The 13,942-nt window shown below is 52.6% G+C and carries 10 protein-coding genes; 3 read left to right on the top strand and 7 right to left on the bottom strand.

What is annotated here, in order from left to right; translation table 11 throughout:
• Positions 1 to 67 precede the first annotated feature (67 nt).
• The 5 genes from HUV26_RS14445 to HUV26_RS14425 form a co-directional block, all read right to left on the bottom strand.
• Positions 68 to 382, bottom strand: a complete 315-nt coding sequence (locus tag HUV26_RS14445) for a BON domain-containing protein (protein WP_174410839.1) — start codon at positions 380 to 382, stop codon at positions 68 to 70.
• A 4-nt stretch (positions 383 to 386) separates the two neighbouring features.
• The gene (locus HUV26_RS14440; protein ID WP_174410838.1) at positions 387 to 1,013 is read right to left on the bottom strand and encodes a HEAT repeat domain-containing protein; all 627 of its coding nucleotides are present in this window, start codon (positions 1,011 to 1,013) and stop codon (positions 387 to 389) included.
• 116 nt (positions 1,014 to 1,129) lie between these two features.
• Positions 1,130 to 1,282 (bottom strand): DUF3309 family protein, encoded by a 153-nt coding sequence (locus HUV26_RS14435; protein WP_174410837.1) that lies wholly within the window; start codon positions 1,280 to 1,282, stop codon positions 1,130 to 1,132.
• A gap of 442 nt (positions 1,283 to 1,724) precedes the next feature.
• The gene (locus tag HUV26_RS14430) at positions 1,725 to 3,416 is read right to left on the bottom strand and encodes a sigma 54-interacting transcriptional regulator (RefSeq protein ID WP_174410836.1); all 1,692 of its coding nucleotides are present in this window, start codon (positions 3,414 to 3,416) and stop codon (positions 1,725 to 1,727) included.
• A gap of 2 nt (positions 3,417 to 3,418) precedes the next feature.
• On the bottom strand, positions 3,419 to 6,052 hold the full coding sequence (locus HUV26_RS14425) for a chemotaxis protein CheB (protein WP_174410835.1): 2,634 nt from the start codon (positions 6,050 to 6,052) through the stop codon (positions 3,419 to 3,421).
• Between the two features lie 840 nt (positions 6,053 to 6,892).
• Here HUV26_RS14425 and HUV26_RS14420 point away from each other — a divergent pair.
• The 3 genes from HUV26_RS14420 to HUV26_RS14410 all read left to right on the top strand — a co-directional run bounded on the left by HUV26_RS14420 (position 6,893) and on the right by HUV26_RS14410 (position 9,194).
• Positions 6,893 to 7,126: a type II toxin-antitoxin system Phd/YefM family antitoxin gene (locus tag HUV26_RS14420; RefSeq protein ID WP_174410834.1), complete on the top strand. Its 234-nt coding sequence runs from the start codon at positions 6,893 to 6,895 to the stop codon at positions 7,124 to 7,126.
• 192 nt (positions 7,127 to 7,318) lie between these two features.
• The gene (locus HUV26_RS14415) at positions 7,319 to 8,188 is read left to right on the top strand and encodes a hypothetical protein (RefSeq protein ID WP_174410833.1); all 870 of its coding nucleotides are present in this window, start codon (positions 7,319 to 7,321) and stop codon (positions 8,186 to 8,188) included.
• Between the two features lies 1 nt (position 8,189).
• On the top strand, positions 8,190 to 9,194 hold the full coding sequence (locus tag HUV26_RS14410) for a DUF1848 domain-containing protein (RefSeq protein ID WP_174410832.1): 1,005 nt from the start codon (positions 8,190 to 8,192) through the stop codon (positions 9,192 to 9,194).
• Positions 9,195 to 9,268: 74 nt separating this feature from the next.
• Here the strand turns inward: HUV26_RS14410 and purF are convergent, their stop codons facing one another.
• Both purF and carB read right to left on the bottom strand, forming a co-directional pair.
• A complete protein-coding gene (gene purF, locus HUV26_RS14405) occupies positions 9,269 to 10,660 on the bottom strand; it encodes an amidophosphoribosyltransferase (RefSeq protein ID WP_174410831.1) in 1,392 nt (463 codons plus the stop codon).
• Complete coding sequence (gene carB / locus HUV26_RS14400) at positions 10,657 to 13,926, bottom strand: carbamoyl-phosphate synthase large subunit (protein ID WP_174410830.1); 3,270 nt, start codon at positions 13,924 to 13,926, stop codon at positions 10,657 to 10,659. Before carB ends, purF begins: the two co-directional genes overlap by 4 nt.
• Positions 13,927 to 13,942: the final 16 nt, after the last annotated feature.

Raw genomic sequence — 13,942 nt, 5'->3', positions numbered from 1 at the left:
GTTATCAATTGAGTCATCACTGTGTTGTGATCGGGTCTGTCTCTAGCTGTAATGATGCATATAAATGTTATTTTACTACAAGGTCGTTTATGACTGATTTGACTCCGTCAACATTGATGGCGATGTTTCCTGCTTTGTGTACGTGTTGTATGGTGTCGACAAAGCCGCTTAACTGAACGTTTCCTTTGAATGTCACGACTGTGATTTGAAGAGTTTTCAAAGAGTCGTCGTTGAATATCGCAGTTTTAATTTTTGCTGTGATGGTTGAGTCGTCTACATACTGCCCTGTGCTTTCTTTTTTGCTTGTTCCAGCACAACTCATAAGCACCGTAACCAGCAAGGTGCACATGACAATTTTAATAATAATCGCTAGGTTTTTCATTGTGTTATCTCCATTCTTCCATGGTTGTATGTTGCGCACGATTTTTGTAAAATCGATGTGCTGAGTCTGGGTTTGGTCTTGCCGCGTAGGTTGGTTGCATAGCTCCGGTTGTACCTGCTTCTTCGTTCCGTATGTGCATCAGTATTTCCGCTGCTATAATTATTCCTTCATCGGGGTGTGCAGCGTCTTCTAGGGCGCGCATGAGTTTTTTGAGCAGGTCATCGAATCCTTGTGCCCGTTGACCAGTGAAGACGTGGCGCACGCCTTTACGCAGTCTTGCGGAGGTTCCGCCATTTTCGATCAGTTTGTGCAGCATGAGCTTCCATGCTGACTTCTTGAATTTTTTCAACGCTAAGACGACGAGCCAGCCTACATCGGGGTCGGTATCGTCAAGCGCGCTCACCAGGGCGGGAATTGTTCTGGGGTCGACTATTGCCCCGAGTGCCTTGGCTGCTCCCCAGCGCGCCTGATCTTGTCCTGAGTTCATTAACGTCTTTGAGAGTGGGATGGCAGCGGCGCTACCCATCTCCATAAGAGCTAGGCGTGCGTTCCGGCGAATCAGGCCGTTATTGCTTTCCAGCAGTTCCACCAAGAATTTTACGTTTGTATCGTCATGATGTTGTTTGTCCATGGTGGCTGTGCTCCTTGAAAAGCTAATCGCTTATAAATAATGTTATATTCAGAAAAAATAGAGATGATACAGGCATATCAAGCGCTGTTGTAATTATGAATAATGATAATCTGTTTTTAAATCCGCCCCATAAGGAGAAGTACAAGCACGAAGATAAGAATCAGCCCGAGACCGCTGCTTGGGTAGTATCCCCATTTTTTGCTATGCGGCCATGTTGGCAAAGCTCCGATAAGTATAAGAACCAGTATGCTTATGAGTAAGAGTCCCATGATTATTTCCTTAATGTTAATTTGTAGTTGTAGCTATTGCTGGAATATAATTAGCAACAACCATGCCAAAGATTTTTATTGTTCAATTTGCCGCATGTCGCTGTTTTTCTAAATTAATTAATTGAAAATTGGCGTCACGGCACATAGCTGCAACAGACGTATCCGCCATATGCCCCATTTCGGTGGTATTTGGCGGATTATGCACACGGCGATTTGGTGGCCGATGCGTGTGGAGCGTTTGATGGGTGGAGGAGAAGGCGGGCTGAAGGAGAAGATGCGTAGTCAAGAGCGTGTGTTGCCGCGGAAGGGGTTGGCCACCGAGGAGATGGCAAATCCGAAAAAGCGTCACATCTGGTGGGATTGGTCGTCAGAAAATGACGATTGCGGCAACGGGAACCAGTGGGGGAGGCCGGACCGCATGAAGGGAGAGGTTCTTGAGGCGTTAGATGTAGTTGCGATGAATACCGAATTTGCGCATGCGTGCACGCAGTGTGCTAGGGTTCATGTCCAGAATGACGGCGGCACCATTCTTTCCTTCGATGCGCCAGTTGGTCTTTTGGAGCACGCGCAGGATATAGTCTCGCTCCATATCGGGAAGGGATTTGATATCCTGCAGGGAAGCATCGTTCGGTTTTGGCAGTGGCGAGAATCGATCTTCTACATGCAGGGCGGACCCACGGCTTGAGATGACAGCCCTTTCGACGACACTTTCCAGTTCCCGAACATTGCCTGGCCAGCTGTATTCTTGCAGGATATCCAGAGATTCCAGAGGAATGGTTTGGATTTGCTTGCCAATTTTTTTATTGAACTTGGCTACGAAAAAATTGACCAGCAGTTGGATGTCTTCCTTGCGGGATCTGAGCGGCGGAATTGTGATAGGAAAAACATTGAGTCGGTAATAGAGATCTTCCCGAAAATTGCCTTTCTTTATTTCTTCTTCCAGATTGCGGTTGCTCGCCGCGATGATACGCACATCGACTTTTATGGTGCGGGGGCTTCCCAGCCGCTCGAATTCACCATCCTGAATCACGCGCAGGAGCTTGCATTGCAGGTCAACCGGCATCTCGCCGATTTCATCTAAGAATATGGTTCCTCCGTCGGCTAGTTCGAAGCGTCCCATCTGCCGGGCGGCGGCTCCGGTAAATGCTCCCTTTTCACGCCCGAACAGTTCGCTTTCTATGAGGTTTGCCGGTAGCGCGGTGCAGTTGACGGTGACCATGGGCCTGTCCTTGCGGGAGCTGCGGGCGTGGATAGCCCGGGCCACAACGCCTTTACCGCTCCCGGTCTCGCCGAGAAGGAGCACTGTTGTATCTTGGGGGGCCACCATGTCTATTTTTGCAAAAACGCGCGATATTGCGCGGCCTTTGCCGATTATTTCACCAAAGTTAGACGCTCTGGCGACCTCTTGCTGGAGGTAGACGTTCTCGGCCAAGAGACGATCCTTCAGCAGTTTTATTTCACGGAGCGCGAGGCGCAGGGAATCTTCCGCCTCTTTGCGCACACCGATTTCCTGAACCAGAAGTTCGTTGGCCAGTGTTAATTCGCGCGTTCTCTCAGCGACCTTCCGGTCAAGCTCTTCATATGCCTTTTGCATGGCGTTCTGCATCTGTTTGCGTTCTGTCATGTCAAAAACGGTGATACGGATTGAGCCGGTCTGGCCATCGACCATATCCGTCGCCGTGCTTTGTAACTGGGCATCGAAGGTTGTGCCGTTTTTTTTTCGCAGTTGCAGCTCGCAGGCGTGGCTGCCCCGCGCCGTATACGCCTCTTCGCAGTGTTTGAGAAAAATCTTCCGGTCATGCGTGGTGGGTATCCATAGACTCATGGGAGTGCCTATCAGGCGCAGGCGTTCAGCGTCCAGCAGCTGGGCACCGGTCAGGTTGACAGTCTGAATCAATCCCTGAGGGGTTACAGAGAAATAGCCAACCGGTGCAAAATCGTACAGTCCGGCATAGGCATTGAGTGATGCCTCAAGTTTGTTCTGTGTTTGGCGCAATTCTTCGTTCTGCATCTCCAGTTCAAGCTGGTGAATCTCCAGTTCCTGCACAAGGCGTTTTAAGTCGTCCTTTGGCCCCGGGGGCCGCGCTTTCTTCTGCGGCGCAACAGTCTGCCGCGCTTTTCTATGAGCACTCATGGTTATTCCCTGCCTTCAAGCCGAAGCCTGAGCTGCTTATTCTCCGCGCGGAGTTCACTTTCCAGCTTCTTGGCTGCGGTAATATTGCCGAAGGTTATGACGAGGCCGCCAATAACGTCACCCATGGTCCGATAGGGCATAATGCGCACCTCATACCAGCGGCCATCACGCGTGGTCACTTGCTTTTCGACAAAGGCCAGCGTGCGCAGCACTTCTTCCGCCTGTTCAGAAAGTTCCGGATAGAGCAGGTCGCAGGCGATGTCGGAGAGCGGGCGCCCTACATCGCCCGGGAGCAGTTTGAAGATCTTGTTCGCGCCGGGAGTGAAACGACGAATGTGAAGATTGTTATCCAGAAATACAGTCACAATCTCTGTGCTGTTCAGCAGATTGTGCATGTCATCATTGGTGCGGGAGAGTTCGTCCATTTTTGCCTGCTGCTCTGCGTTTACCGTTTGCAGCTCTTCGTTCAGAGACTGCATCTCCTCACGAGATGTGGTCAGCTCTTCGTTTGCGGACTGCAGTTCCTCGTTTGTAGATTGCAGCTCTTCGTTGATGGAGTGCAGTTCTTCTTGTGAAGCTTGCATCTCCTCGCGTGTGGTTTGCAATTCCTGCCGGCAGCGTGCGAGATCGTGCTCCAGTTCCATGGTTCTGGCATTATCAGCGTCGCCGCGTTTTGAACGGCGGGCAGACTTTGTTTTCGGCGGGGTAGGCGCTTCTGCAAAGATGATCATTACCATGCCGCGTAACGCTTCGGGGTCTTGAATCTCCTGCACGGTTATGTCCACGGTATGGGCAGTATCGTCCTCTCCTGCCTTGAGTCCCTTGACTGTTACCGTCTCTTTAAGCCTTTGCGCCTTCTGGAAGGCGGTTCCTAGCTCAAGGCGCAAGCCTTCTCGTGCCATGGCGTGGATGTTCCAGTTGACCTTGCCTGCTGCCGGTTCCAGATACTTCCCTGTTCTGCCGCTGATGTAGAGAATGTCTCCCTTTTTGTTGACCAGCACGGCTGGTGGGGAGAAGTGCTGCAGCAGCACCTGCTCAGCAAGGGATTGGATGTTGACTACCGGCTTGAGCATTGTGGTTCCCTGTGGGATGCCCGGCGTTGCCGGGGTGAACGAGGCTGGAAAGGCAGGCGTTACGCTTGTCAGTGCTGATTCGCGTCGCTGGAATATTTTTGCCTTGCTATCCAAAGGAGAGAAGAGGTCCAGACCGGTGTTGATCGCCTCTGAACTCCCCAGCAATAGGATTCCGCCCGGGTTCAAGCTATAATGAAAGAGTGCGAGCAGCCTCTGCTGTAGTGCGGGTGAAAGGTAAATAAGGAGATTACGACAGATGATGAGGTCGAGCTTTGTAAAAGGTGCGTCCATGATGACATTCTGCGTGGCGAATGTAATCATCTCTCTGATTTCACTTCCAACCCGGTAGCCATGCAGGTCCTGGATGAAGAAGCGGTCCAGTCGTTCAGGAGAGACATCGGACACTATGTTAGCCGGGTAGTGCCCGTAGCGTGCCTTGTCGATGGCGTCTTTATCCAGATCGGTCGCAAAGATGCGCAACTTGGCGTTGGGTGTCAGTTCTGAACGGGGGGCGATTTCCTTGAAGGCAATAGCCAGCGAATAAGCCTCTTCGCCAGTGGAGCAGCCTGCAGACCATGCCCGCAATGTGCCATTGGGCGGGCATGACTTCAAGAGCAGGGGGAGAGCGTTTGTTTGCAGCAGTTCCCATGCTGCCGGGTCTCTGAAAAAGCTGGTTACGCCTATAAGAAGCTCTTTGAACAGAATTTCCGTTTCTTGTGTATTATTCTGAAGAAAGCGGACATACGTCATTATTCGATCAATCTGGTGGATGCTCATGCGCCGTTCAATGCGGCGGTACAGGGTGTTTGTTTTGTACATGGAAAAGTCATGGCCGGTTTTTGTGCGCAGCAAGATGAGTATTTTTTCCAGACCGCTTTGGATATTATCCTCAGCAGAAGTGACGGATGAGCGGATGACCCGCTCATGGTTGATGAATTCAAGAAGCTTTGCGGGGAGTTCTTCCGCCGGGGCTACCATGTCTGCCAGCCCGGCATTGAGCGCGCTTCTGGGCATGCTGTCAAACTTGGCGGTGGATGGGTCTTGGATAAGAACCAGTCCTGCTTTTTCCTTGATGGCCCGCAGTCCCATTGTTCCGTCAGAACCCATGCCGGAAAGGATGATGCCAACGCTGCGGCCCCGCTGGTCTTCGGCCAGAGCGCGGAAGAAAAAATCGATGGGAAGGCGCAGGCCCCGGGGGGCGTCCGGCTTGGATAAATGTAGCACACCATGCAGTATGGACATATCGTGGTTAGGTGGGATTACATAGACGCAATCTGGCTTGACCGGCGTCCTGCTCTTGGCTTGGTGTACCGGCATAGTGGTTGCGCGCTGGAGCAGTTCCGGCAGGAGACCCTTGTGAGTGGGGTCCAGATGCTGGACGATAACAAAGGCCAGGCCGCATTTTTCGGGCACATGCCTGAGGAATAGTTCCAAGGCTTCAAGCCCGCCAGCAGAGGCGCCAAGCCCGACAATGGAAAACGCTCGGCGAGAGTTTTTTTTTGACGGGGGCGTGGCTCCCTGCTTCAAGGATGACGCTTCGTGATGCTTGATTTTTGACTTCATGATGAAGCCATCAGCCAGCAGTGCGCTGTGTGTCTCAATTTATCTGTGCGATAGTAGAACCGTATCTGCATACCCAACTCTCTTGGTCACTTTTCCATCTTGGTATATTCATAATATTATGTTTCTATCCCACATATACACAAGCATCGTCAATACGACACAATAATTGCCGCCACATTGCGTTAGCCTGTCCGTGCGACTATGACACAAGAATACGTAGTCTTTTAAGCAGAGAGTCGCAGGTTCGAGCACCGCAAGGCCCACCATGTCAATGCAAGCGGTTAGCCTTAAACGGGCTGGCCGCTTTTTCTGTTCTGGGGAAGTTTTGGATAAGGAGCTTTTCGTGCGTGTGTCCTAGCGGCAATGTGGCATAGCAAGCAAGGCAGAGAGTTCGCTATCTCGTTGGGCGAAAGGGCTATACGCGATGGAGGGGCTGAGTGGGTCGCGGATGCCGAGAAGACGGGGCATAGGAAGGCCGTAAGGCTGCATGGCAGCAACCGACTGGCGTGTTGGCGTGCTAATGGTTGTGATGGTCGCCCGTGAGGTGACGCATCACCTGCTGCGCCTGTATTTAGCAATGCCCCGTGCAGGCCCGCCGCATGAAGCAGGGGCCGGTTATGGATGCGCGGAGGCGGTTGAACAGTCTGTTCAGCGGGCCGAAGCAGCCTGAGGTGTTTTTGTAGGACTCTGAAATGGTAGAGAATTATGTAGGCCGGAGCCGTGTGGTTCCGGCCTTTTGTTTGTAGGCGGGGTCAAGTTTGTGTGCGCTGAGTGTGGCTTGACGGGATGCTTTTTTGAAACTAAATTCAGTGCTCAAAATAGCATCAAAAAGGAGTCCGTATGGAGACTATTCATGCCTCCAAGACAGTCAGCGTTACCGAGTTGAAGCGCAATCTATCCGCCGTGCTGCGTGAAGCGGGCGATGAGCCTGTTGCCGTGCTCAACCACAACAGGCCGGAAGACTATCTGCTTTCCGCCGCCGTGTATGAGCGGCTTATGGAGCGACTGGAAGACCTTGAGGATGCCAAGATTGTACGTGAGCGGAGCGAAGGGCCGTTTGTGGAAAGGATATGAATGGTCGGCGATAGGGTTTGGCAGCGTATATAAGCGTGTCAATGCAGCAGTAGTGGTTCTATGGTCGCAACTAAATTTTTCTCATGTTCAATGGTAGGAGGGTGTGAGCGTTTATCACCTTAGGCTTGATAAGTTTTCTGATATCTGCCAAGGTCTGGTCTCGAATTGAATAATACTTATACGGAGATGGGTATGCGTGATCATTTGGCTAATATGCTTAATGCTGCTAAGGCTAGTTTTGATGAGTGGGCTCGAGAAAATGCGAGATTCTGTGATTTAAAGCGTGCTCGCTTTGATCTTCCGGGGGGATATCCGTATGGCGAGCGGCACATGCAGTCTATATACTTGCTTCGGTATTACGCGGCCTATTTGGCAGAAACATGTATGTTGTTTGAAGAATTGTCAGAAAATGGCCTTCAGTTTCCAGTGATTACTTCATTTGGATGTGGATCATTATTAGATGCCAAAGCGGCTCAGTATGTTTTTGATGGGGTCTACCGATATAGAGGATATGATATACATGATTGGCATCTAAAAGGAGTAGCGTTGGGAGATGGTTGCGAATTTTGGCAGGGGGATCTATTTCTAGCGCGAGATTTTCCTGATACAACAAACGTATTTCATTTTCCTCGGTCAGTAGGTGATTTAGGAGAAAGAATGAATGAGTTGAGTGGTTCATTGCTCGCTTCTCGACTTCATTCGGATATTATATATGTTACTGCTACATGCAGAAATGATATAGAATATGATTTTGAAAAACTTGTCGCATTTGGTAATTTGTTGACAGGATACAGTCTTGACATTTGGATTAGGCGTTCAGGTCTAGATATAGTTAATTTTTTTGGCAGGAATGGCAGAAATGGAATTGCACAGAAGTACAGCTGGTTTAACGCGGTAAACGATGCTGAGGCAGTGAGCTTCTGTAGTGGAATGGTCGAAAAATGTGAGCAGAGTTCATATATAAATTGCCCGCTCCCTGATTGTCGAGAATACGTTTCTCGATGGCCGACCTTAACTCTCGGTGAATTATCTTATGTTGCCTTGAAATATAAAAGGGATTAATATGGAACATTCGACTATTAATGTCGATGGCGACGATCATAAGGCGTTGCTGCCAGTCATTTTATCAGCAAGTCGATCTACAGACATTCCTGCGTTTTATTCAGAATGGTTTGTAAAGCGTTTGCATGATGGCTTTATTCGATGGAAAAATCCTTTTAATCAGAAAATGCATTACGTGGATTTAAGTTCCGTAGCTGGAGTTGTTTTTTGGTCTAAAAATCCAAAGCCGATTTTTCCTTATCTTAAAATATTAGATGATCGAAAAATAGATTACTATTTTCAGTATACAGTCAACGATTACGAAGTTGATGGATTTGAACCAGGTGTCCCTCGCCTTAAAGACAGGATAGATACTTTTAAGAGGCTGTCTGATAAATTGGGAAAAGATCGTGTTATTTGGAGATTTGATCCGATTTGCTTATCTGACACAATAAGTGTTCATACGATTATCGAAAAAATTGTTAAAGTTGGAGATGAGATTGCGGATTATACAGAGCAACTTGTGATTAGTTTTGTTGATATACAGGCATATTCAAAAGTAAAAAGAAACATTTGTATTAAAGGTTCATGTGCCATGCGGGAGCCTTCTTTAGAAGAACAAGATGTGATTGCGCAAGGAGTCTCTGAGTATGTTGAAACTAAAGGGCTCAATGCGTATACATGCGGAGAGGCTCGGTCTTTTTCTAAGTTTGGAATCGCTCGCAACAAATGTATCGACGGAGAGCTTTTTGCAAAAATTTGCAGTCCAGAGAACTATAGATTGCAAAAGCATCTTGGAATAAAAACTGATCAATTTTCTCTATTGGATGCTAAATGTGGCGAGCTTTCTGTTTGCAAAGATAAAGGGCAAAGAAGTGATTGTGGGTGTATCGAGAGCAAGGATATTGGCATGTATAATACTTGCCCGCATATGTGTATGTACTGTTACGCGAATAACTCAAAAAATGTTGTTTTAAAGAACTACAATTCTCATAGTGCAGATGCTGCTGGTATTGTAAAGGGTTGATGGAAATAATAAAGCCCGAAGTCTTGCGACTCCGGGCTTTCTCATTTCTTCTGTCATTCTATTTAGCTAGCGACCTAACAACCACACTCCGTACACATCTTCCCGCCACCCTCGCAGGGGATGGGATACTCCCCTGTGAAGCAGGCAAGGCAGTAATGGTCCGGCTTCTTCACGGCCTTGAGCAGCCCTTCGATGCTGATGTAGTGCAGACTGTCCAGCCCGATGAAGCGTTCTATCTCTTCAATGGTGTGATTCGCGGCGATAAGCTCCCCCTTTGAGGAGAAGTCTATGCCATAAAAGCACGGGAACCTGATGGGCGGGCAACTGACGCGGAAGTGTATCTCGCGCGCACCAAGCTCGCGCAGCTTCTTCACGCGGGACCGTATGGTGGTGCCCCGCACGATGGAATCGTCCACAATGACAATGCGCTTGCCCTTGATCATCTCCTTAACGGGGTTAATCTTTACCCGCGTGGAGAAGTCGCGCATATCCTGCGAAGGCTGGATGAACGTGCGCCCCACATAGTGGTTGCGTATCATGGCGTGTTCATAGGGCAGCCCGGACTGCTGGGCATAGCCCACCGCGCTGTAAATGCCGGAATCGGGGAAGGGCATCACGTAATCCGCATCCACGTGCGATTCCAGCGCCATCTGGCGGCCCATTTCCTTGCGGCAGGTGTATACCGTTTCCCCGAACACCGTGGAATCGGGCCGCGCAAAGTAGATAAGCTCGAAGATGCAGTGCTTGGTGGGCTGGGGCGGAATGTCCATCTTGTAGCTGGTCACGCTTGTTCCTTCCACCACCACCATCTCGCCCGGTTCCACGGAGCGGATGAGTTCCGCTTCCAGCAGGTCAAAGGCGCAGGTCTCGGAGGCGAACACGTGCGAGCTGCCCACGCGCCCCATCTGCAACGGGCGTATGCCGTGCGGGTCGCGCAGGGCGATGAGCTTGTCGTTTATGAGCAGCAGCAGCGAATAGGCGCCCTTCACGTCTTTGCATGCCCGCAGCACGGCGTCTTCCACGGTGTTGCCGTTCATGTACTTGACGATAAGGTGTACAAACACCTCGCTGTCTATGGTGGTCTGGAAGATGGAACCTTCTTCCTCCAGCCTGCCGCGCAGCTCCATGGTGTTCACCAGATTGCCGTTGTGCGCTATGGCAATGTGCAGGTTCTTGTAGCGCGCCAGAAACGGCTGGGCATTGCGTATGAGCGATGCCCCCGTGGTGGAATAGCGCACATGCCCCATGGCGATGGAACCTTTCAGCTCCTTGCCCAGATGGCGTTCATTGAACACCTCGGGCACAAGGCCCATGCCGCGTTCCTCGCGGATGATCTTGCCGTCCCATGTCACTATGCCGGCACTTTCCTGCCCGCGGTGCTGCTGGGCATACAGGCCGAAATAGGTCAGGCGGGCCGCTTCGGGATGATTGTATATGCCGAAGACACCGCAATATTCGCGTTTCATGCTTCTTCCTTGCAGGCGCGCACTGTCTTGTCGCCTGCGTAGTATTCCTGAAGGCTCTTCACATTCAGGCCGCAGCGGCGTTGTTCGGCTATGGCCATGGCTATGGCCCGCGCCCCGGAAACTGTGGTGGAGTAAGGCACGTTGTAGAGCAGCGTTGCCTGACGGATGGACTTGGAGTCCTCCACCGTGCGTTTGCCGGAGGCGGTGTTCAGCAGCAGGGCCACTTCTCCGTTCTTGATAAAGTCCACAATGTTGGGACGTCCTTCATACACCTTGGCCACGCGGGTGGCGGGGATGCCGTTCTCGCCGAACAGCTGCGCCGTGCCGGTGGTGGCCAGAATTTCAAATCCCAGTTCGTGGAACTTGCGCGCCACATCAAGGATGTTGGTCTTGTCGCGGTCATTGACGGAGATGAACACCTTGCCGGACTGCGGCAGGCGCTGCCCGCAGGCAAGCTGCCCCTTCATGAAGGCTTCTTCGAAGGTGTCCGCAATGCCCATCACCTCGCCTGTGGAGCGCATTTCCGGTCCCAGCAGAATGTCCACGCCGGGGAAGCGGCTGAACGGGAACACAGATTCCTTCACCGAGATGTAGCCGGAGCGGCGCATGGAGGCGGGGTTAAGCTCCTTGATAGTTTTGCCCATCATCACCTGCGTGGCAAGACGCGGCAGCGGCACGCCCGTTGCCTTGGAGACGAACGGTGCGGTACGCGAGGCGCGGGGGTTTACTTCCAGTATGAACACGGTGCCGTCCTTAACGGCGAACTGGATGTTCATAAGCCCCACCACGCGCAGCTCTTTGGCAAGGGCCACGGTCTGGCGGTCAATCTCGTCAATGATGGGCTGCGGCAGCGAATAGGGCGGCAGTGCGCAGGCGGAGTCGCCGGAATGGATGCCCGCTTCCTCTATGTGTTCCATAATGCCCGCAACGTACACGTCCGTGCCGTCGGCAAGGGCGTCCACGTCCACCTCTATGGCGTTCTCAAGGAACTTGTCCAGCAGGATGGGGTGCTCAGGAGCGGTGGTGCCCACCACGTCGCGGAAGTAGGTGGCAAGCTGCTCCTCGTCGTACACCACTTCCATGGCACGTCCGCCCAGCACGTAGGAGGGTCGCACCACCAGCGGATAGGTTATGCTTTCCGCCGCACGGCGCGCCTCATCCAGCGTCATGACCGTGGCGTTGGCGGGTTGGTTGAGTCCCAGCTTTTGTATAAGCGCCTGAAACCGCTCACGGTCTTCCGCGCGGTCAATGGAGTCTGGATGCGTGCCCAGAATGGGCACCCCGGAACGCAGCAGCGGCACGGCAAGGTTCAGCGGGGTCTGCCCGCCAAACTGCACGATCACGCCGTCCGGCTTCTCCAGTTCCACGATGTTCATCACGTCCTCGTAGGTCAGCGGCTCGAAGTACAGCCTGTCCGAGGTGTCGTAGTCCGTGGAAACGGTTTCCGGGTTGGAGTTGACCATGATGGACTGCACGCCCATGTCGCGCAGGGCGAAGGAGGCGTGGCAGCAGCAGTAGTCGAATTCTATGCCCTGCCCGATACGGTTGGGACCGCCGCCGAGGATGATGACCTTTTTACGGTCTTCGGCCACGATTTCTTTACCCGTCTCGTAGGTGGAGTAGTAATAGGGGGTGTAGGCTTCGAACTCGGATGCGCAGGTATCCACCAGATAATAGGTGGGCATAATGCCCATGTCTTTGCGCAGCTGGCGTATGGCCACTTCCGGCTGCTTCCACATGTCCGCCAGCTGGCGGTCAGAGAAGCCGTATTCCTTGGCACGGCGCATCAGGTTCATAAGCTCGGGATTGTCGGGAATGAGCGAATTGGCCCGGCCGAAGTCGCGCAGTTCGTCCTCCACGTCAATGATGTCACGTATCTGGTGCAGGAACCACGGGTCTATCTTGGTCAGGTCGAATATCTCTTCAATGCTCATGCCCATGAGCATGGCGTCGCGGATGTAGAACATGCGCAGGGAGTTGGGCGTGCGCAGCTTGGAGATAACCTCTTCACGCTCCGGCAGGCGGCTGCGGAGGCGGCGTGCCAGCCCTGCCGCGCCTATTTCCAGAGAACGCAGCCCCTTTTGCAGCGATTCCTTGAAGGTGCGGCCTATGGACATGGCCTCGCCCACACTCTTCATGGCGGTGTTCAGTTCGTCTTTTGCACCGGGAAATTTTTCAAAGGTGAAGCGCGGAATCTTGGTCACCACGTAGTCTATGGTCGGTTCAAAGGAGGCCATGGTCTCGCGGGTGATGTCGTTGGGAATCTCGTCCAGCGTGTAGCCCACGGCAAGTTTGGCCGCGATTTTGGCGATGGGAAAGCCCGTTGCCTTGGACGCCAGTGCGGAAGAACGGCTCACGCGGGGGTTCATCTCTATGACCACCAGTTCGCCGTTTTCCGGGTTCACGCCGAACTGCACGTTGGAACCGCCCGTTTCCACGCCTATCTCGCGCATGATGGCGATGGAGGCATCGCGCATCTTCTGGTATTCAAGGTCGGTCAGGGTCTGCGAGGGGGCAACGGTGATGGAGTCGCCCGTGTGCACGCCCATGGGGTCAAAGTTCTCGATGGAACAGATGATGACGCAGTTGTCGGCCTTGTCGCGCATGACCTCCATCTCAAATTCCTTCCAGCCCAGCACCGACTGCTCCAGCAGCACCTCTGACTGGATGGACGCCGCAAGCCCCTGCGAGGCGATGTGCTCCAGATCTTCCATGTTGTAGGCAATGCCGCCGCCCTTGCCGCCAAGCGTGAACGCGGGGCGGATGATGATGGGGAAGGGCATTTCTTCGCCAATGCGGCGTACATCGTCCATGGAGCGGGCAATGTGGGAAAGCGGCACCTTAAGGCCGATGTTCTCCATGGCCGCACGGAACAGCTCGCGGCTTTCCGCCTTTTCTATCACCGCTTCCGTGGCCCCTATGAGTTCCACGCCGCATTCTTCCAGCACGCCCATCTTGGCTACGGCAAGGGCGGTGTTCAGCCCGGTCTGCCCGCCAAGGGTGGGCAGCAGGGCGCAGGGGCGTTCCTTGCGGATGATGGCGGCCACGGTTTCCGGCTCAATGGGTTCAATGTAGGTGCGGTCTGCAAGGTCCGGGTCGGTCATGATGGTGGCGGGGTTGGAGTTCACCAGCACCACCTCGTAGCCTTCCTCCTTGAGCGCCTTCACCGCCTGCGTGCCGGAGTAGTCGAATTCGCAGGCCTGCCCGATGACAATGGGTCCGGAGCCTATGACCATGATGCGCTTTAAGTCAGTCCTTTTTGGCATGTCTCGATTATTCCCT

This window comes from Desulfovibrio psychrotolerans, assembly GCF_013340305.1.
Taxonomy (GTDB): domain Bacteria; phylum Desulfobacterota; class Desulfovibrionia; order Desulfovibrionales; family Desulfovibrionaceae; genus Halodesulfovibrio; species Halodesulfovibrio psychrotolerans.
The sequence above is the reverse complement of the archived record's forward strand: the minus strand, read 5'-3'. Positions and strand labels throughout refer to the sequence as shown.